Raw genomic sequence first — 18,182 nt, forward strand, 5'->3', positions numbered from 1 at the left:
TCTCCCGATAGTGGAGTTGAACACCGGTCTCGGCGCTCGGGGCGGTGTCCAACTCCACTATCGGCGCACAAAGAACCGGCCGACGCACGGCGACGGCCGGTTCTTGTGTGCTCAAGCGGAGGTGTCCAGGCGTTAGGCCTTGACCTTGCCCCGGGTTGCGCCGCCACGGCCGCGGAGGGTGACTCCGGATTCGGTCAGCATGCGGTGGACGAACCCGTAGGAACGCCCGGTCTCCTCGGCGAGGGCGCGAATGCTGCGCCCCTGGCCGTACTTCTTCTTCAGGTCGCCAGCAAGACGCTCTCGCGCGCTGCCGGTGACTCGGCTTCCCTTCCGAAGGGTTTCGGCCACGGTGGTGCCTCCGATCGAACTGTCGCATAAACGCGAACCGGTCTCTGACCCCGAGACCTGCATGATCGGCTTGATGGACAGCAAAGGTGAGGGTGTTCCGCGAAACAGGTGACGCCAGGCATATGACGTACTGGCAGATGTCATGCCCTACCGGAACGAACTGGCCCAGATCGTCAAAAACGATCACGCAAGGGCGACAAGATCCGCATACTCATCGCCCCAGAGATCCTCGATGCCGTCGGGCAGCAGGATGAGCTTCTCGGGGTTGAGCGCGAGCACGGCGCCCTCGTCGTGGGAGACCAGCACGATGGCCCCGCTGTAGCGGCGCAGGGCGGCGAGGATCTCCTCGCGGCTGGCCGGGTCGAGGTTGTTGGTGGGCTCGTCGAGCAGCAGCACGTTGGCGCTGGAGACCACCAGCGCGGCCAGCGCGAGGCGGGTCTTCTCCCCGCCGGAGAGCACCCCGGCGGGCTTTTCCGAGTCGTCACCGGTGAACAGGAACGAACCGAGCAACTTGCGCAGGTCGGTCTCGGGCATGTCCGGCGACGAGGACTGGATGTTCTCCAGCACCGTGCGCTCGGGGTCCAGCGTCTCGTGCTCCTGCGCGTAGTACCCGATCTTCAGCCCGTGGCCGGGCACGATCTCGCCGGTGTCGGGTTCCTCGACGCCGGCCATCATCCGCAGCAACGTCGTCTTGCCGGCGCCGTTGAGACCGAGGATGACGACCCGGGCGCCGCGGTCGACCGCGAGATCGACGTCGGTGAAGACTTCGAGGCTGCCGTAGGACTTCGACAGCCCGGTCGCCATCAGCGGGGTCTTGCCGCAGGGCGCCGGCTCCGGGAAGCGGATCTTGGCGACCTTGTCGGCCTTGCGCTGGCCTTCGAGGCCCGCGACGAGGTTCTCCGCTCGGCGGAGCATGTTCTGCGCGGCCACCGCCTTGGTCGCCTTGGCCCGCATCTTGTTGGCCTGCGTGGTGAGCTCGGCCGCTTTCTTCTCGGCGTTGGCCCGCTCGCGGTGCCGACGGCGCTCGTCGGTCTCGCGCTGCTGGAGGTAGGCCTTCCAGCCCACGTTGTACTGATCGAGCTCGCAGCGGTTGGCGTCGAGGTGGAAGACCCGGTTCACGCACTGCTCGACCAGCGCGACGTCGTGGCTGATCACGATCAGCCCCCCGGGGAAGGTCTTGAGGTAGTCGCGCAGCCACACCACAGAGTCCACGTCGAGGTGGTTGGTGGGCTCGTCCAGCAGCAACGTGCCGGCGCCGCTGAACAGGATCCTGGCCAGCTCGACGCGGCGGCGCTGGCCGCCGGAGAGGGTGTGCAGGGGCTGACCCAGCACGCGGTCCGGCAGCCCGAGGCTGGCGGCGAAGGCTGCCGCCTCGGACTCGGCGGCGTAGCCGCCCTTGGCGACGAACTCCGCCTCGAGCCGCGTGTAGCGGCGCATCGCCTTGTCGTGGGTGTCGGGGTCGGCGCTCGCCATCTGGCCTTCGGTGGCGCGCATCCCGGCGACGATCTCGTCCAGGCCGCGGGCGGAAAGGATCCGGTCCCGCGCCAGCACGTCGAGGTCACCGGTGCGCGGGTCCTGCGGCAGGTAGCCGACATCGCCGGCGCGGGTGACCTGCCCGGCGGCGGGCTGGCCCTCGCCGGCGAGCACCTTGGTCAGCGTCGTCTTGCCCGCGCCGTTACGCCCGACCAGGCCGATCCGGTCGCCGGCGCCCACGCGGAAACTGGCCGCGCCGAGCAGGAGCCGGGCCCCCACGCGCAGCTCCAGACCGGATGCGGTGATCAAGCCGTGCAGTAAGAGAAGCTCACTGGCCGGAGTTTACCGGCGGTTCCGGCCGGAGATTCCCCACCGAACCCACGGGGCCTGTGGTCCGAATCACCCTCGGGCTACGCTGGTCCCGCCCGCAAACGAACCGTTCCGGCGCCTCCCCCACGTCCCGGGGGGTCGCAGGCAGACCGACTCGAAAGCTGGCGCATGCTCGGAATCGACCCGAACCCGGACCTGTTCGGCCCGGCGTTCGTGATCGGGCTGGCCAACGCCGGGATCTTCAGCGTGCTGGCGATCGCCCTCGTGCTGACTTACCGGATCAGCCGCACGATCGGGTTCGTGCACTACGGCATCGCCGTCGTCGGGGCCTACGGCTACTACCACTTCACCGTCGAGTACACGATGCCCGGCTGGGTCGCGCTCGTCGTGGTGCTGGGCATCGGGGCCGGCGTCGGAGCCGCCTACGGCCTGGTGATGATGAACGGCCGGATCGCCTTCCTGCCGCCGCTGACCCTGTCCACGGTGTCCATCGCCGCGATGCTCATCATCGGCGCGGTCGCCACCGAGAACTTCCCGGTGGCCCCGGACGTGGCGATCAGCTCGAGCCCGTTCGGTGACGACAGCTTTCGGGTGTGGTCGTTCAACGTCACCGCGCACCGGTTCGCCTGCCTGCTGATCAGCGTGATCCTCGTGGTGTTCGTCTCGCTGTATTTGAACCGGACGCGGGCCGGGGTGAACGTCCGGGCGATCTCCGACGACGTCGAGGCGGCGCGGTGGTCGGGCATCCGGCTCTACCGGATCGGGGTCGGGTCCTACGCCGCGGCCGGCGCGATGGCCGCGCTCGCCGGCGCGCTGCTCGCCCCGCTCGCCGGCACCGACCTCTCGGCGATCCTGCTGGTGTTCTTCCGGGCGCTCACCGTCGCGGTCGTCGGCGCCTTCAGCAGCCCGGCCCTCGCGCTCTTCGGCGCGGTCGTGCTCAGCACCGTCGACAGCTTTGCCACAACCTCCGCGCTGGGCGACATCAACCCGGCCACCCGCGAGAGCATGATCTTCGCCGCTATGGTGCTGACCGCGGTCGCCGTCGCGGTCTTCCGCAACCGCAACTCTCCGCGCACGGCGTTGGCGATGCGGTCATGAGCGAGAACCCCTACAGCCGATCCCGGCCGCTGCTCTCCCTGGTGCGTCAGCCGCTCAACCTCGTCGGCGCCGTGGTCGCGATCGGCTGGATCTTCTTCGCCCCCGACTACCGCGTCTTCACCGTCACCACCGGGCTGATCATCGGCGTGCTCGCGCTCGGCGTGATGGTGATGGTGGGCTGGGCCCGCGAGATCAACCTGGCCGCGGCCGGCGTGTACGCGACCTCGCTGTACCTGGGGTCCTGGGTGTACCGGCCGGGGCCGAACGGCTGGGGTCATCCGCTGGTGATCGCGATCGTCGTGTCCGTGGTGATCGGGATCCTGATGATGCTCGCGGTCGCGCTGTTCAGCGTGCGGCTGTCCGGGGTCTACGTCATGGTGTTCACCCTCGGCGTGCAGATCCTGGTCGAGCGGATCGTCTTCACCCAGTACCGGCTCACCGGCGGCGACCAGGGCCTGGTCACCCCGAGCCCGAAGATCTTCGGCTACGAGGTCTCCAGCCACGACGACCGCGCGTTCTATCTGTTCGTCCTGAGCGTCGTCGCGTTGGTGCTGATGTTCCTGCAGCGGCTCCGCCTCTCCCCCTACGGCCGGGCGATCATGCTGGTCGGCGCGGACCAGCAGGCCGCGGTCGCGGTCGGGGTACGACCGCTCAAGACCAAGGCCCTGGCCTTCGCCGTGTGCGGCGCGCTCGGTGGGCTGGCCGGCATCCTCGCCGCGACGCTCTACGGCAGCACCCCGGGGACGGTGAACTACACCGCGACGACGTCCCTGCTGTGGCTCTCGATCGCGATCCTCGGCGGCTTCGACTCGATGGCCGGCGTGCTCCTGGTGGCGGTCGCCTTCCAGTACATCCCGCTCCAACTGGAGAAGTTGCACGTCAACTACCAGCTGCTGGCCGGCATTTCGCTGTTGGCCGGGGTGCTGTGCGGGTCCCGCGGGCTGGGCGGCCGGCTGCAGGACCTCTACCGCCGGCTGCGTTTCGGTCCGGCGGCGCAGCGGCGCTCTCGCCGTCCGTCCTCGTTCACCGCCGCGGCCGAGGTGCTGGCGCGTTCCGACGGCCTCACCGAACTGCGCGAGATCGGCCCGAGCGACGACGTCCGCCAGCTTGCCCTGGAGACGCTCGAGAGCTGGTTCCCGCCGCGGCGCACCGAACCCGTGGCGCTTGCGACCGAGGACATCCACCTGTCCTTCGGCGGTGTGCGTGCCCTGCGCGGGGCGAGCATCGAAGTGCCCACCGGGTCCTTCACCGGCTTGATCGGACCCAACGGCGCCGGCAAGACCACACTGTTCGACGTGGTGTCCGGCCTGACCAGGCCCGACCGCGGCACGGTGCGGATCTTCGGCTCCGACGTCACCCGCGACCAGCCGTGGGACCGGGCCGCCCTCGGGATGACCCGCACCTTCCAGACCACCCGCATCGTCAAGGAGCTCTCGGTCGCAGACAACCTGCTGGCCGGGGCGGGACTGCGGATCCGGGGCAGCCTCGCCCAGTTCGCGGTGGGAATGCCGGCACCGTGGCGGCAGGTCCGCGAGGCCGAGGAGGCGGCGTGGGCGATTGCCTGCCTGCTCGACATCGAACGGTACTGGGACGAGCGGGTCGGCGAACTGGAGTTCTCGGCCCGCCGGCGTACCGAGCTCGGCCGGGCCCTGCTGTCCGGCCCGCAGATCCTGCTGCTCGACGAGCCGACCTCGGGCCTGGATCCCGCGTCCTCCGGCGCCCTGATCGGCCTGGTCCGCCGGCTGCAGGCCGATCTGGGACTCACGGTGCTGTTGGTCGAGCACTACGTGAAGGCCGTCCTCGACGGCTGTGACCTGGTCTACGTTCTGGCGGAGGGTCAGATCCTCGCGCACGGCGAGCCGGGCACGATCGCCGCCGACGCGCAGGTGCAGGAGCGCTACCTCGGGGCCGGCCGTGGCGAGGCCACCACCGGGTGGCGGGAACGCCTGGCTGATCCGGCGGGGGCCGGCAATCGTGGCTGACCCGCGGCTGGAGCTGAAGGGCGTGCGCGCCGGATACGACCGGGTGCCGGTGGTCTTCGACGTCGACCTCGGCGTCGCCCCCGGGGAGATCGTGATCCTGGTCGGTGGCAACGGCGCCGGCAAGTCCACTCTGCTACAGGCCGTGATGGGGACGGTCGCGGTGCTCGCCGGCGAGATCCGCTACGACGGCAAGCGGATCAACCGCTGGCCGGTGGCGCGGCGCGCCCGGGCCGGGATCAGCTACTCCCCCGAGGGCCGGCGGGTGTTCTCCACCCTCACCGTCCGGGAGAACCTCGACGCCGGCGCCTCGCACATCGCCACCCGGCGATTGCGCGACCAACGGGCCGAGGTCTTCTCCTACTTCCCGATCCTCTCCGACCGGTCCGACCAGCTGGCCGGCACGTTGTCCGGCGGCGAGCAGCAGATGCTGGCGATCGGCCGCTCCCTGATGTCCGGGCCCGACCTGATCCTGGTCGAGGAGCCGTCCCAGGGCCTGGCCCCGGTGATCGTGGACCGGGTCTACGGAACCCTGCAGCGGATCTGCCTGGACCGCGGCACGTCCGTGGTCATCGCCGAGCAGTTCCAGCAACTGCGCGAGTACGACTGCGACCGCGTGGTCATCATCGACAAGGGCATGGTCCGCCCCTATGTCGCCGTCCCCGCGCCCTGAGTCTCAGCTGGCATCGTCCCACCGGTCCAGCCGGTCGTGGAGGCCTCGAAGCCCGAGGCCACCATCGCAAAGCCACCCTGCATTTCCGAACGGAGACCTTCGACGTCGTCGCGCAGACCCCGCAGGTCGGTCCGCATCTCGCGCTGGTCGTCTCGGATCGCACTGATAGTTCCGACATAGGCGCTGACTCGCGTCTCCAGATCCGGTGTCGGCGTCATTCTCGGATGCTGAGCCGAATCGGGCACCCGGGTCACTGCTCTCGGCGTACTTGTGGACAACCAGCTCAGGCGGGGTCGGTGAGGTGGATCGTCACGGCGCGGAACAAGGCCGGGGTCGCGAGCAGCACCACATGCTTCGGGTCCGGGACCGTGAGGAAGCGCGGCTCTGCCGCGACGGCGGCAAACCCGGCCAGGCGGCGGTCAGCGAGCACCTTGTCCACCGCCTTGCGTTCCCCGCCGAGCACCAGGGCGTCCAGGGAACCGACGTGCGGAAGCAGGATCCGCGCGGCCACCTCGCCCGCGGTGTCGAGCGCGACGTCGACCTGGTTCTCCCGGCGCCGGGCGAAGCGCTGCTGCGACCAGCCCCCGGCCGAGGTCCGCCCGTGCACCTGCCTCGAGCCGACCTTGGACTCCGCCAGCTTCACCCCGTCGAACACCCCGGCCGCGTAGCCGCCCAGGCGCACCAGCAACACCCCCACCCGGCGGTCCGCGAGCACGTGCGCGCCCAGCGCCTCGACGGGATCACCGGCGGGCGCCCAGTCCCCGGCGAACGGGACCACGCACTGCGCCACCGTGCCGTTGCCCGCGGCCGCACGAATACCTTCGGGGGTGAGCTGAGCCTGCGTCAGACCGCCGTTGCGGTCAGCGAAATTGGCGAACCAGCGCGGGATCCGCTCGGCCTCGACCTCGACGGTGCGCACGGGACGTCCGACAGAGTGAGCGTTATTGCTCACGGCTGTTCGGACGTCCGGTGCTTGCCGCGCCGTTAGACGTTGAAGCCCAGAGCGCGGAGCTGCTCGCGGCCGTCGTCGGTGATCTTGTCCGGACCCCACGGCGGCATCCAGACCCAGTTGATCCGGAAGTCGGCGACCAGGCCTTCGAGGGCCTGGCGCGTCTGGTCCTCGATGACGTCGGTCAGCGGACAGGCCGCGGAGGTCAGCGTCATGTCGATCGTCGCGATGTTCGCCTCGTCGACACTGACGCCGTAGACCAGACCGAGGTCCACCACGTTGATGCCGAGTTCGGGGTCGACGACGTCGCGCATCGCTTCGGTCAGGTCGTCCTCGGTCGGTGCGCTGGTGGTCATGACTGGGCTCCGTTCACGAGGGCTTGTGCGGTCGCGTCCTTCCAGGCCATCCAGGACAGTAACGCGCACTTGATGCGGGCTGGGTATTTCGAGACTCCGGCGAAGGCGACCGCGTCCTCGAGGACGTCCTCGTCGGGGGTGGCCTGACCCTTGGACTGCATGAGCGCCAGGAACTCGTTGTGCACGGCCATCGCCGCGTCGAGGTCCTTACCGATCAGCAGTTCGGTGAGCACGGACGCTGAGGCCTGGCTGATCGAGCAGCCGAGGCTGTCGTAGGAGACGTCGGCGACCTTGCCGTCGGCGACGTGCACCCGCAGGGTCACCTCGTCCCCGCAGGTCGGGTTGACGTGGTGCACCTGCGCTTCGTACGGCTCCCGCAGTCCCTTGTGCCGGGGATTGCGGTAGTGGTCGAGAATGATCTCCTGGTAGAGCGCGTCAACGTCCACCGGTCACAACCCCCTCGCGAAGTACGCCTTCACGGCGTCCAACCCTTCGACCAGAGAATCGATTTCCTCGGGCTTGGTGTAGAGGTAGAACGACGCCCGGTTGGACGCGGTGACGCCGAAGCGGGCGTGCACGGGCCGCGCGCAGTGGTGGCCGCCGCGCACCGCGATGCCGTAGGAGTCCAGCACCTGGCCGACGTCGTGCGGGTGGATGTCGCCGAGTTCGAAGCTGATCGCGCCGCCCCGGTCGACGTTCTCGGTCGGCCCCAGGATGCGCACGCCCTCCACGCTCTGCAGGCGCTCCAGCGCGTACCCGGTGATGGCGTGCTCGTGGGCGGCTACGGCGTCCATGCCGATGCCGGAGAGGTAGTCGATGGCCGCGCCGAGCCCGACGGCCCCCGCGATCGGCGGGGTACCGGCCTCGAAGCGGTGCGGAGCCTCGGCGTAGGTCGAGCCCTCCATGCGGACGATCTCGATCATCTCGCCGCCACCCAGGAACGGCGGCAGCTGGTTGAGCAGCTCGGGCTCGGCGACGAGCACCCCGATGCCGGTCGGGCCGCACAGCTTGTGCCCGGTGAACGCGACGAAGTCCGCGGCCAGGGCGGTCAGGTCGACCGGCATCTGCGGCACCGACTGCGAGGCGTCCACGACGACGAGCGCCCCGACCTCGTGGGCCCGCCGGGTGATCTCGGCGACCGGGTTGATCGTGCCCAGGGCGTTGGACACCCAGGTCACGGCCACGACCTTGGTCCGCTCGGTGATCAGGTCGTCGATGTTCGACAGATCCAGGCGGCCCTCGTCGGTGATGCCGAACCAGCGCAGCGTCGCGCCGCGGCGCTCGCACGCCAGCTGCCACGGGACGATGTTGGAGTGGTGCTCCATCTCGGTGATGACGACCTCGTCGCCGGGACCGATGCCGTACGGGTCGCCGGCCCAGGTGAGGACGTTGGCGACGAGGTTGAGCGCCTCGGAGGCGTTCTTGGTGAAGATCACGCCGTCGCGGCTCGGGGCGTTGACGAAAGCCGCGACCTTGTCCCGCGCACCCTCGTACGCGGCGGTGGCTTCCTCACCGAGCTGATGCGCCGCGCGCGCCACGTTCGCGTTGTGCAGCGCGTAGTGCTCGGAGATCGTGTCGATCACCGACTGCGGCTTCTGCGAGGTATTGGCCGAGTCCAGGTAGACCAGCGGCCGGTCCCCGGACAGGCGTCGGTCCAGGATCGGGAAGTCCGCCCGGATCTTGTCGAGGTCGAGCAGCCCATTCATGGCGATCGTCAGGCCCCGGCCTTGGCGAGGAACCGCTCGTAGCCCTCGGCTTCCAGCTGCTCGGCCAGCTCCGGGCCGCCCTCCTCGACGAACCGGCCGCCGACGAAGACGTGCACGAAGTCCGGCGCGATGTAGCGCAGGATCCGGGTGTAGTGGGTGATCAGCAGGACGCCGACCTCGCCGCCTTCCTTGGCCCGGTTGACACCCTCGGAGACGACCTTGAGCGCATCGATGTCCAGGCCGGAGTCGGTCTCGTCGAGGATCGCGATCTTCGGCTTGAGCAGTTCGAGCTGGAGGATCTCGTGGCGCTTCTTCTCGCCGCCGGAGAAACCCTCGTTGACGTTGCGCTCGGCGAAGGTCGGGTCCATCGCCAGCAGCTCCATCGCGGACTTCATGTCCTTGACCCAGGTGCGCAGCTTGGGCGCTTCACCCGAGACCGCGGTCTTCGCGGTCCGCAGGAAGTTCGACACCGAGACGCCCGGCACCTCGACGGGGTACTGCATGGCGAGGAACAGCCCGGCGCGGGCGCGCTCGTCCACGCTCATCGCGAGGACGTCGGCGCCGTCGAGGCTGATGCTGCCGCCGGTCACGGTGTACTTCGGGTGCCCGGCGATGGTGTACGCCAGCGTCGACTTGCCCGAGCCGTTCGGACCCATCACGGCGTGGGTCTCCCCCGGCTTGATCGTCAGGGTGACCCCCTTGAGAATCTCCTTGACGCCTTCGGCGCCATCTTCGGATTTTCCAGGGACCTGGACGTGCAGGTCCTTGATCTCCAGCGTGCTCATGAAAGCGATGCTCCTGTAATTGCAGCGCAGCTGCGTCAGTTGCGGTCGGTCAGGCGAGGGTCTTGGCGAGCTCGGCGTCGATCGTGGCGAGCAGGCGGGTCTGGATCAGCGGGATGCCGATCCGGGCGATGATCTCGGCGAAGAATCCGCGGACCACCATCCGGCGGGCCTCGGCCTCGGCGATGCCGCGCGACTGGAGGTAGAACAACTGCTCGTCGTCGAACCTTCCGGTGGCGCTCGCGTGCCCCGCACCGGCGACCTCGCCGGTGTAGATCTCCAGGTTCGGCACCGAGTCTGCTGACGCCCCGTCAGTGAGGATCAGGTTGCGGTTGAGCTCGTAGGTGTCGGTCCCGGTGGCGTTCTTGCCGATGATGACGTCACCGATCCACACGGTGTGCGCCTTGTCGCCCTGCAACGCGCCCTTGTAGGCCACGTTGCTCTTGCAGTTCGGCACGGTGTGGTCGACGCGGAGGCGGTGCTCCAGGTGCTGACCGGCGTCGGCGAAGTAGAGCCCGAGCAGCTCCGCATCCCCGCCCGGCGCCGTGTAGTGCACCTGCGGGTAGAGCCGGACCACCGAGCCGCCGAAGGTCACCACGACTCCGCGCACGGTCGCGTCGCGACCGAGCATGATGCGCTGGTGGCCGAGGTGGACGGTGTCGTCGGCCCACTCCTGCAGGCTCACGAACGTCAGGTTCGCGCCGTCGCCGACATGCACCTCGACGGTGCCGGCGTAGGTGGCCGAGCCCTGGTGGTCGATCACCACCGTCGCGACCGCGAAGGGCTTGACGTCGATGACGATGTGGCCGTAGGCCACACCCTCGGCGCCCTGACCGCTCAGGGTCAGCACGGTGGGGGCAGGAGTCAGCTCCTGCGGAACCGTGATGACGGTGGCGGTGGTGAATCCTTCGAACGCCGCGGCCGCCACCCGGTCAGAAGGCGCGCCCGAACGGCCAAGCCTCGGATCGTCACGGCCGACGGTCTCAACGACGACGCCGTCAGGGGCGTCGACCTCGACCAGGACCTTGCCTTCGGGCTTGGCCGTGCCGTCGTGCAGACCACGCAGGCGGCGCATCGGAGTGAAACGCCACTCCTCCTCGCGCCCGGTGGGCACGGGAAACTCCGTGGCGACGGTTCCAGCCGTCGCCATGTCAGTGCCGGGCACTAGCCCACGGCCCCTTCCATCTGAAGCTCGATCAGCCGGTTGAGCTCGAGCGCGTATTCCATCGGCAGCTCACGGGCGATCGGCTCCACGAAACCGCGGACGATCATCGCCATGGCCTCGTCCTCGGTCATGCCGCGGCTCATCAGGTAGAACAACTGGTCCTCGGAGACCTTGGAGACCGTCGCCTCGTGGCCGAGGGCCACGTCGTCCTCGCGGACGTCGACGTAGGGGTAGGTGTCCGAGCGGCTGATCGTGTCGACCAGCAGCGCGTCGCAGCGCACCGTCGACTTGCTGTGGTGCGCGCCCTCCTGGACCTTGACCAGGCCACGGTAGGACGTGCGGCCACCGCCGCGCGCGACGGACTTGGACACGATCGCCGAGGAGGTGTGCGGCGCGGCGTGCACCATCTTGGCGCCGGCGTCCTGGTGCTGGCCCTCGCCGGCGAAGGCGATCGAGAGCACCTCGCCGTGGGCGTGCTCACCGGTCATCACGACGCCCGGGTACTTCATCGTGACCTTGGAGCCGATGTTGCCGTCGATCCACTCCATGGTCGCGCCCTCTTGGGCGATGGCGCGCTTGGTGACCAGGTTGTAGACGTTGTTCGACCAGTTCTGGATGGTCGTGTACCGGCAGCGCGCGCCCTTCTTCACGATGATCTCGACGACCGCGGAGTGCAGCGAGTCCGAGGAGTAGATCGGCGCGGTGCAGCCTTCGACGTAGTGCACGTAGGCGCCCTCGTCGACGATGATCAGCGTCCGCTCGAACTGGCCCATGTTCTCGGTGTTGATCCGGAAGTAGGCCTGCAGCGGGATGTCGACCTTGACGTTCGGCGGCACGTAGATGAACGACCCACCGGACCACACGGCGGCGTTCAGCGCGGAGAACTTGTTGTCGCCGGCCGGGATGACCTTGCCGAAGTACTCCTTGAACAGCTCCGGGTGCTTCTTCAGACCGGTGTCGGTGTCGAGGAAGATGACGCCCTGCTCCTCGAGGTCCTCCCGGATCTGGTGGTAGACGACCTCCGACTCGTACTGCGCGGCGACACCGGAGACGAGGCGCTGCTTCTCGGCCTCCGGGATGCCCAGCCGGTCGTAGGTGTTCTTGATGTCGGCGGGCAGCTCGTCCCACGTCGTCGCCTGCTTCTCCGTCGACCGGACGAAGTACTTGATGTTGTCGAAGTGGATCCCCGACAGGTCCGAGCCCCACGTCGGCATCGGCTTCTTGTAGAAGAGCTTGAGACCCTTGAGCCGCTGCTCCAGCATCCACTCGGGCTCGTTCTTCAACCCGGAGATGTTGCGGACGACCTCTTCGGACAGCCCGCGCCGGGCGGTGGCGCCGACGTCGTTGGCATCGGACCAACCGAAGTCGTATCGGCCGATGCCTTCGAGGGCAGTCTCGGTCGTGCTGGTCATGACGTGGTCCTTCCGGTCGGTACATAGGTGGTGCAGACGCCGTCACCGTGGGCGATGGTGGCGAGTCGCTGGACATGCGTGCCGAGCAGGCGACCGAACGCCGCCGTCTCGGCCTCGCACAACTGGGGGAACTCCTCGGCGACGTGAGCCACCGGGCAGTGGTGCTGACAGACCTGCTCGCCGGCCGCGCCACCCGGGGCGGGGCGCACGCTGGCGGCGTAACCGTCCGCGGACAGGGCCTCGGCGAGGACGGCGGCCCGGTCGGCCGGGGCGACGGCGGCCAGCTGTGGCCGGTAGCGCTCCTCGATCTCGGCGACCCGGCGGATTGCGAACGCCTCGACGGCATGCGCGCCGGCGGTCTCGGCCAGAAAGCGCAGCGCCGAGGTGGCCAGGTCGTCGTAGGCCTGAACGAAGTGGTGGCGGCCGGTGTCGGTGACGACGAAGACCTTGGCCGGGCGGCCGCGGCCGCGTGAGGCCTGCCCGCGCTGCTCGGCCTCGGTGATCAGGCCGTCGGCCAGCAGGGCGTCGAGGTGCCGACGGACCGCGGCCGGGGTGAGTTCGAGCTGCTGGGCCAGATCCGCCGCGGTGGTCCGGCCATGCTCCAGGATGACCCGGGCGACCCGCTCGCGGGTGCCGGCGGTGACGTCCTCGACCGGCCCCAGGTCACGCGCCGAACTGCCCTGGTCGAGGGCGCGGTCGTCGCGGACGGTTTTCACAACACCGATGTTACCTAATTCCACGGCGTTGCCCAACCCAAAACGGACAACTTCAGCATAGATCCAACACGTAGGCAAGGCTTGCCTAACTAAATCACCCGTCCGGAGGCATGCTCGGTCGATCCCTACACTGACCGCCGTGTCCGGGCCCGCCATCGAGATCTCCGGCCTGCGCAAGAGCTACGGCGGGCGGGCGGCGGTCGACGGGCTCGATCTCACCGTGCCGCGCGGCGGGGTGACCGCCGTCCTCGGGCCTAACGGGGCGGGCAAGACCACGACGCTGGAGATCTGTTCCGGGCTGCGGGTGGCCGACGCCGGATCGGTTCAGGTTCTGGGCCTGGATCCGCGCCGCGACCACGCCGCGTTGCGACCCCGGATCGGGGTGATGCTGCAGGCCGGCGGGGTGTACTCCGGCGCGAAGCCGGAAGAGATGCTGCGTCACGTCGCGGCGCTGCACGCGAACCCGCTGGACCCGGCGGCGCTGCTCGACCTGCTCGGCCTGCAGGATGCGCGGCGCACCACCTACCGGCGGATGTCCGGCGGGGAAAAGCAACTGCTCGCCCTCGGGCTGGCCGTCATCGGGCGCCCCGAACTGGCCTTCCTCGACGAACCGACCGCAGGCCTGGACCCGCACGCCCGCCGCCGCACCTGGGACCTGATCTCCTCGCTGCGCGAGCACGGCGTCACCGTCGTGCTCACCACGCACCTGCTGGACGAGGCGGAAGCGTTGGCCGACCAGGTGCACATCGTCGATCACGGCCGGGTGATCGCCGGCGGCACGCCCGCCGAGCTGACCCGGGTGGGGGTGTCCAACTCACTCACCTTCCGTGCCCCGGGCGGCCTGCCGGTGGCGGCGCTCACCGGCGCGTTGCCCGAGGGGACCGTGGCCACCGAGCCCTCCCCCGGCGTCTATGTGGTGTCGGGCCCGATGGACCCGACCACGCTGGCCGCGGTGACCTCCTGGTGCGCCGACCTGGGCGTGATGCCGGATGGGCTCCTCGTGGAACGCCGCAGCCTGGAGGACGTCTTCCTGGACCTGACCGGACGGGGGTTGGAGCCATGAGCCTGGACCTGTCCCCCGCGCCCGGCGCGGCGCCGGTCGCGCGGATGGTGCGCGCCCAGGCAGCCTTCGAGACCCGGATGATGCTGCGCAACGGCGAGAACCTGCTGCTCACCGTCATCATCCCGACGTTGTTGCTGGTGCTGTTCTCGGCCGTCGACGTCGTCGACACCGGCCCCGGCGAGCGGGTCGACTTCCTCGCCCCCGGCATCCTCGCCCTGGCCGTGATGTCGACGGCGTTCACCGGGCAGGCCATCGCGACGGGGTTCGAGCGCCGGTACGGGGTGCTCAAGCGGCTCGGGGTCAGCCCGTTGCCGCGATGGGCGCTGCTGGCCGGCAAGACCCTCTCGGTGCTCGTGGTCATCGGGCTGCAGCTGATGCTGCTGGTCGCGACGGCCTTCGCGCTCGGCTGGGACCCTTCCGGTGACGTCGCCATGGTGGTCCCGCTGCTGCTGATCGGGACCGCGGCGTTCAGCGGCCTGGGCCTGCTGATGGCCGGCACGCTGCGGGCCGAGGCCACCCTGGCCGCAGCGAATCTGGTCTACCTGGTGCTGCTGATGTGCGGCGGCATCGTGATCCCGCTGGACAAGTTCGGCGGCGCCGAGGACGTGCTCGAGCTGACCCCCGCCGCCGCCCTCGCCACCGGCCTGCGCGACGTGCTCACCGGCACCGACGCCACCCCGTGGTCCGCCCTGCTCGTGCTGACCGCCTGGGCCGCTCTGGCCTTGGCCGCCGCCGCCCGCTGGTTCCGCTGGGAGTAACCCCACTCTGGTCGCGCGCTCGGGCCATCGCCTCGCCGCGATAGCCCTGCACCGCGGCCAGAGTCGCCGATCGGCCCGCCTACGATGACGCGGTGACGACGACTTCCGAGCGCTTCCGGCCCGGGACGCTGGGGCTGCGACGGCTGGCGTTGGCCTCGATCGTCGCGAACCTCGGCATCGTGGTGACCGGCGGCGCGGTGCGCCTGACCGGCTCCGGCCTGGGCTGCCCGACCTGGCCGCGCTGCCAGGAGGACTCCTTCGTCCCGACCGGCGAACTGGGCCTGCACGAGCAGATCGAGTTCGGTAACCGGATGCTCACCTACGTCCTCGGCGCGGTGGCGCTGGCGACCCTGATCGGCGCTTTCCGTTCCCGCCCCGCGCGGGCCGACATCCGTCGGCTGGCGCTGGTGCTGTTCATCGGCATCCCGACCCAGGCCGTCATCGGCGGGATCTCCGTCCTCACCGACCTGAACCCGTGGGTCGTCATGGGTCACCTGATGCTCTCGATGGTGCTGGTCGGCCTGTCCACAGTGCTCTATCGCCGGATCGGCGAAGGTGACGCTCCCCCGGCCCGACTGGTGCCGGAGGCGGCCCAGCGACTGGCGCTCGGCCTGCTCGCCCTGACCGCCGTCGTCCTCTACCTCGGCACGGTCGTGACCGGCAGCGGCCCGCACGCCGGGGACGTCGACGCGCCGCGCACCGGCCTCGACACCCACGTGTTCTCGATGGTCCACGCCGACTCGGTGATCGCCCTCGTCCTCGGCACCGTCGCGCTCAACGTCCTGCTGACCCGCAGCGGCGCCCCGCGCCCGGTCGTGGTCGCGGCCCGGGTGATGCTCGCGGTTCAGCTGGCGCAGGGCACCGTCGGTTACGTCCAGTACTTCACCGACCTGCCCGAGGTTCTCGTCGGACTGCACATGTTCGGCGCCGGCTGCCTGGTGATCGCGACCGTCCGGCTCGTGCTCGCGACCCGGGTCCGCCCGGCCGCCTCGCCCGCCCTCGACGGGGGCATCACCGACCAGATCCCCGTCCCGGCCTGACGGTCGTCCACAGCCCAGTCGCGAGGTCGAGGGTCATGTCGGTAGCCGGTGCAACGCTCCACCCGCGTCGACCGACGGCGCGGAGGGGCGGGACGCGATGAGCATCAACGGGGTAGCGCCGGATCGGGCCAAGTACCTCGCCCGGGTACGGGCACTGCTGGCCAAGGCCGAGTCCACGACGTTCGAGGAGGAGGCCGACGCGCTCACGGCGAAGGCCCAGGAGCTGATCACCAAGTACGCACTGGAGGCGCTGCTCGCAAGCGAGACGATGGAGCCGGGCAACGGGAACGGCGTCGAGACCCGTCGTTTGATTCTGAACGCGCCGTACGTGTCGGCGAAGGCGTCGTTGGTCGACGCGGTTGCGGGCGCCAACCGCTGCCGCTGCGTGTTCACCCCGGCCGACGACCTGGTCACCCTCCTCGGCACCCCGGGTGACCTGGACGCGGTGGATCTGCTGACGACGTCGTTGCTCACCCAGGCCGAGGTCGCGATGCGCCAGCACCGCCGCGAGTTCGGCTACGGCGGCTCGTCGACGATCAAGTCCTTCCGCCGCGCCTTCCTGCTCGCCTTCGCCGTGCGGATCCGTCAGCGCCTGGCCGAGGCCGCCGCCGCCGTCGTTGCCGAATCCGCCGACCGGGACCGCCTCCTGCCTGTCCTGACCCGGCATGCCGCGGAGGTCGACGCCCGGGTCGCCGAACTGTTCCCGACACTGCGCACCGCACGGCGGTCCACGGTGTCGAACTCCGCCGGCTGGGCCGCCGGCAAAGCCGCTGCGGACCGCGCGCGTCTGCACAAGCGGCGGCCGGTCGGTCCCAGCTGACTCAGGGAACGCGGCCCTCGAGCTTCGGTCGCATGACAACGCTCTCCTGCTCGTTCGCGTCCGTACGGGCACCCACGAACACACGCTCTCCGCGCCTGGCGCGGAGGCAAAAGAGCCGCCGCCGACACGAGTTGTCCACAGATCCGCAACCGACGGTCGCGTAACCACCGGCGTCCGGGGTTCCCTCGCCCGACACGAGCGAGGGGGACCTGATGAGCCGGCGGGGCAAACGAGAAGCGGACGTCATCCTGGGCGCGTTCGCGCGACGGGATCCGACTGACGAGGTGCGCCAACAGCTGCGCTGCAAGGACGCGGAGGTCATCGCCTTCGCGCCCTATCTGGCCGCTCGGCGGGGACATCCAAGCTCGACGCCGACCAAGCCCGCGTGACGCCGTGGCTACCCACCCACTCTGGCTGCGTGGGCGGTCTATCCGTAGCCCGGCATAGCCCGTCCGCGCGCCCAGAGTCGGTCGCAAACCGAGGGGAGCGTTAGGTGGCGCCGCGTGCCTTCGTCCCACCGGAGCTGACGATCGGGCCGTTCACCCGTCGCACCGGACTGGCGGCCGGCCTGTCCCCTGAACAACTTCGATCCCGCTGTTGGGTTCGCCTCTTCCGAGACGTCTACCTCCACGTCGCGATCCCCCTCACCGACAAAGTTCGGTTCGAGGCGGCCCGTCTCGCGCTGCCACCGGGCGCCGTCGCCACCGATCGCACAGCGGCCTGGTTGTTCGGCCTCTGGACCCCGCGCCCGGGCACACCGGTTCCGATGGAGTTCGGCGCACCTCGCGAGCGCGGCGCGCACTCGCGCGCCGGGGTCCGGAGCCGGCGGCTCACGCTCGACGAGGGCGACGTAGACCTCTGGAACGGGGTGCCTGTGACCACACCGGAGCGCACCTGCTTCGGCCTGATGGCGAGAGCGAATGCCACCGAGAGCGTGGTGTGGGCCGACTCGTTCCTCCACGCCGGGTTGGTTACGCGCAGTGGAATGACGCGGTACGCCGACGAGCGACCGCGCCGCCCGTACGTGGCGCACGTCCGTGACGCACTCGCGCTGTCCCGGCCCGGTGCCGCGTCGCCTATGGAAACGCGACTCCGCCTTGTCGTGGTCGTCTACGGCGGCCTGCCCGAGCCGCCACTTCTCAACGAGGCCGTGTACGACGAGAAGGGGAACTTCCTCGGCAAGCCCGACATCGGGTACCTCCGCCCGGACTTCGGCCTGGAGTACGACGGCGACTACCACCGCGACCCGGATCAGCGCGCCGCCGACAATGTGAGGGAGAACGGTCTCGTCGTCGCGAACTTCCCGCTGCTCCGCTACGGGGCCTACGACGTGTACCAGCGGCCCGATCGCATCGTCGCCGAGGTCAGCGCGATGCTCCGCCGCGCGGCCTAGTGGTCTGTCTGTGAATTAGCGCGGTATGATTGATCATGCCGATCAAGACAGCACCGGCGTTGCCGGTCAGTAGTGAGCAGCGCGCGGAGTTGGCCCGGATGGCGCGGTCCTCGACGCTGCC

Annotated in this window: 20 protein-coding genes; 9 read left to right on the forward strand and 11 right to left on the reverse strand. The window is 69.7% G+C overall.

What is annotated here, in order from left to right; translation table 11 throughout:
* Positions 1-132: 132 nt before the first annotated feature.
* Together H0X00_RS01350 and H0X00_RS01355 are read right to left on the reverse strand one after the other, a co-directional pair.
* Positions 133-348: a helix-turn-helix domain-containing protein gene (locus H0X00_RS01350; RefSeq protein ID WP_367186384.1), complete on the reverse strand. Its 216-nt coding sequence runs from the start codon at positions 346-348 to the stop codon at positions 133-135.
* A gap of 183 nt (positions 349-531) precedes the next feature.
* Complete coding sequence (locus H0X00_RS01355; protein WP_293766802.1) at positions 532-2,130, reverse strand: ABC-F family ATP-binding cassette domain-containing protein; 1,599 nt, start codon at positions 2,128-2,130, stop codon at positions 532-534.
* Positions 2,131-2,319: 189 nt separating this feature from the next.
* On the opposite strand from H0X00_RS01355, the gene H0X00_RS01360 reads away from it, so the two are divergent.
* Genes H0X00_RS01360 through H0X00_RS01370 form a run of 3 tightly spaced genes read left to right on the forward strand, consistent with a single transcriptional unit; the run spans position 2,320 to position 5,901 of the window.
* Positions 2,320-3,249, forward strand: coding sequence for a branched-chain amino acid ABC transporter permease (locus tag H0X00_RS01360; RefSeq protein WP_293766804.1), 930 nt, complete (start codon positions 2,320-2,322; stop codon positions 3,247-3,249).
* Positions 3,246-5,231, forward strand: a complete 1,986-nt coding sequence (locus H0X00_RS01365) for an ATP-binding cassette domain-containing protein (protein WP_293766806.1) — start codon at positions 3,246-3,248, stop codon at positions 5,229-5,231. Before H0X00_RS01360 ends, H0X00_RS01365 begins: the two co-directional genes overlap by 4 nt.
* A complete protein-coding gene (locus H0X00_RS01370) occupies positions 5,224-5,901 on the forward strand; it encodes an ABC transporter ATP-binding protein (protein ID WP_293766808.1) in 678 nt (225 codons plus the stop codon). Before H0X00_RS01365 ends, H0X00_RS01370 begins: the two co-directional genes overlap by 8 nt.
* On the opposite strand, the gene H0X00_RS01375 is transcribed toward H0X00_RS01370, so the two are convergent.
* From H0X00_RS01375 to H0X00_RS01415, 9 genes are all read right to left on the reverse strand, one after another.
* The gene (locus tag H0X00_RS01375) at positions 5,877-6,119 is read right to left on the reverse strand and encodes a hypothetical protein (RefSeq protein ID WP_293766810.1); all 243 of its coding nucleotides are present in this window, start codon (positions 6,117-6,119) and stop codon (positions 5,877-5,879) included. The two genes, H0X00_RS01370 and H0X00_RS01375, sit on opposite strands and share 25 nt — an antisense overlap.
* Positions 6,120-6,184: 65 nt before the next feature.
* Positions 6,185-6,820 (reverse strand): acVLRF1 family peptidyl-tRNA hydrolase, encoded by a 636-nt coding sequence (locus H0X00_RS01380; RefSeq protein WP_293766812.1) that lies wholly within the window; start codon positions 6,818-6,820, stop codon positions 6,185-6,187.
* A 65-nt stretch (positions 6,821-6,885) separates the two neighbouring features.
* Complete coding sequence (locus H0X00_RS01385; RefSeq protein ID WP_293766814.1) at positions 6,886-7,206, reverse strand: metal-sulfur cluster assembly factor; 321 nt, start codon at positions 7,204-7,206, stop codon at positions 6,886-6,888.
* Positions 7,203-7,652 carry a Fe-S cluster assembly sulfur transfer protein SufU gene (sufU, locus tag H0X00_RS01390; RefSeq protein ID WP_293766816.1) on the reverse strand — a complete coding sequence of 150 codons (450 nt, stop codon included), beginning with the start codon at positions 7,650-7,652 and terminating at the stop codon, positions 7,203-7,205. Before sufU ends, H0X00_RS01385 begins: the two co-directional genes overlap by 4 nt.
* Positions 7,653-7,655: 3 nt before the next feature.
* The gene (locus H0X00_RS01395) at positions 7,656-8,912 is read right to left on the reverse strand and encodes a cysteine desulfurase (protein ID WP_293766818.1); all 1,257 of its coding nucleotides are present in this window, start codon (positions 8,910-8,912) and stop codon (positions 7,656-7,658) included.
* An 8-nt stretch (positions 8,913-8,920) separates the two neighbouring features.
* Positions 8,921-9,697, reverse strand: a complete 777-nt coding sequence (gene sufC, locus H0X00_RS01400; protein ID WP_293766820.1) for a Fe-S cluster assembly ATPase SufC — start codon at positions 9,695-9,697, stop codon at positions 8,921-8,923.
* Between the two features lie 49 nt (positions 9,698-9,746).
* Positions 9,747-10,844 carry a Fe-S cluster assembly protein SufD gene (gene sufD, locus H0X00_RS01405; RefSeq protein WP_367186385.1) on the reverse strand — a complete coding sequence of 366 codons (1,098 nt, stop codon included), beginning with the start codon at positions 10,842-10,844 and terminating at the stop codon, positions 9,747-9,749.
* A gap of 14 nt (positions 10,845-10,858) precedes the next feature.
* On the reverse strand, positions 10,859-12,271 hold the full coding sequence (gene sufB, locus H0X00_RS01410) for a Fe-S cluster assembly protein SufB (RefSeq protein ID WP_293766824.1): 1,413 nt from the start codon (positions 12,269-12,271) through the stop codon (positions 10,859-10,861).
* Positions 12,268-12,933 (reverse strand): helix-turn-helix transcriptional regulator, encoded by a 666-nt coding sequence (locus H0X00_RS01415; protein WP_367186386.1) that lies wholly within the window; start codon positions 12,931-12,933, stop codon positions 12,268-12,270. The genes sufB and H0X00_RS01415 overlap by 4 nt, the downstream gene beginning before the upstream one ends.
* Positions 12,934-13,126: 193 nt before the next feature.
* On the opposite strand from H0X00_RS01415, the gene H0X00_RS01420 reads away from it, so the two are divergent.
* The 6 genes from H0X00_RS01420 (at position 13,127) to H0X00_RS01445 (ending at position 18,061) form a co-directional block, all read left to right on the forward strand.
* On the forward strand, positions 13,127-14,050 hold the full coding sequence (locus H0X00_RS01420) for an ABC transporter ATP-binding protein (protein WP_293766828.1): 924 nt from the start codon (positions 13,127-13,129) through the stop codon (positions 14,048-14,050).
* On the forward strand, positions 14,047-14,808 hold the full coding sequence (locus H0X00_RS01425; protein ID WP_293766830.1) for an ABC transporter permease: 762 nt from the start codon (positions 14,047-14,049) through the stop codon (positions 14,806-14,808). Before H0X00_RS01420 ends, H0X00_RS01425 begins: the two co-directional genes overlap by 4 nt.
* Positions 14,809-14,900: 92 nt before the next feature.
* Positions 14,901-15,848, forward strand: a complete 948-nt coding sequence (locus H0X00_RS01430) for a COX15/CtaA family protein (RefSeq protein WP_293766832.1) — start codon at positions 14,901-14,903, stop codon at positions 15,846-15,848.
* A gap of 97 nt (positions 15,849-15,945) precedes the next feature.
* A complete protein-coding gene (locus H0X00_RS01435) occupies positions 15,946-16,668 on the forward strand; it encodes a DUF2786 domain-containing protein (RefSeq protein ID WP_293766834.1) in 723 nt (240 codons plus the stop codon).
* Positions 16,669-16,880: 212 nt separating this feature from the next.
* Positions 16,881-17,057 (forward strand): hypothetical protein, encoded by a 177-nt coding sequence (locus H0X00_RS01440; protein WP_293766835.1) that lies wholly within the window; start codon positions 16,881-16,883, stop codon positions 17,055-17,057.
* A 104-nt stretch (positions 17,058-17,161) separates the two neighbouring features.
* Positions 17,162-18,061 (forward strand): hypothetical protein, encoded by a 900-nt coding sequence (locus H0X00_RS01445; RefSeq protein WP_293766836.1) that lies wholly within the window; start codon positions 17,162-17,164, stop codon positions 18,059-18,061.
* The last annotated feature ends 121 nt before the right edge of the window (positions 18,062-18,182 follow it).

This window comes from Sporichthya sp. (genome assembly GCF_013815995.1).
Classification (GTDB): Bacteria; Actinomycetota; Actinomycetes; order Sporichthyales; family Sporichthyaceae; genus Sporichthya.

Coding starts and splice junctions, on each gene's coding strand:
- sufB (WP_293766824.1), bottom strand. CDS start 12,271: ATGACCAGCACGACCGAGACTGCCCTCGAAGGCATCGGCCGATACGAC.
- H0X00_RS01385 (WP_293766814.1), bottom strand. CDS start 7,206: ATGACCACCAGCGCACCGACCGAGGACGACCTGACCGAAGCGATGCGC.
- H0X00_RS01435 (WP_293766834.1), top strand. CDS start 15,946: ATGAGCATCAACGGGGTAGCGCCGGATCGGGCCAAGTACCTCGCCCGG.
- H0X00_RS01425 (WP_293766830.1), top strand. CDS start 14,047: ATGAGCCTGGACCTGTCCCCCGCGCCCGGCGCGGCGCCGGTCGCGCGG.
- H0X00_RS01360 (WP_293766804.1), top strand. CDS start 2,320: ATGCTCGGAATCGACCCGAACCCGGACCTGTTCGGCCCGGCGTTCGTG.
- H0X00_RS01440 (WP_293766835.1), top strand. CDS start 16,881: ATGAGCCGGCGGGGCAAACGAGAAGCGGACGTCATCCTGGGCGCGTTC.
- H0X00_RS01395 (WP_293766818.1), bottom strand. CDS start 8,912: ATGAATGGGCTGCTCGACCTCGACAAGATCCGGGCGGACTTCCCGATC.
- H0X00_RS01365 (WP_293766806.1), top strand. CDS start 3,246: ATGAGCGAGAACCCCTACAGCCGATCCCGGCCGCTGCTCTCCCTGGTG.
- H0X00_RS01375 (WP_293766810.1), bottom strand. CDS start 6,119: ATGACGCCGACACCGGATCTGGAGACGCGAGTCAGCGCCTATGTCGGA.
- sufC (WP_293766820.1), bottom strand. CDS start 9,697: ATGAGCACGCTGGAGATCAAGGACCTGCACGTCCAGGTCCCTGGAAAA.
- sufD (WP_367186385.1), bottom strand. CDS start 10,844: ATGGCGACGGCTGGAACCGTCGCCACGGAGTTTCCCGTGCCCACCGGG.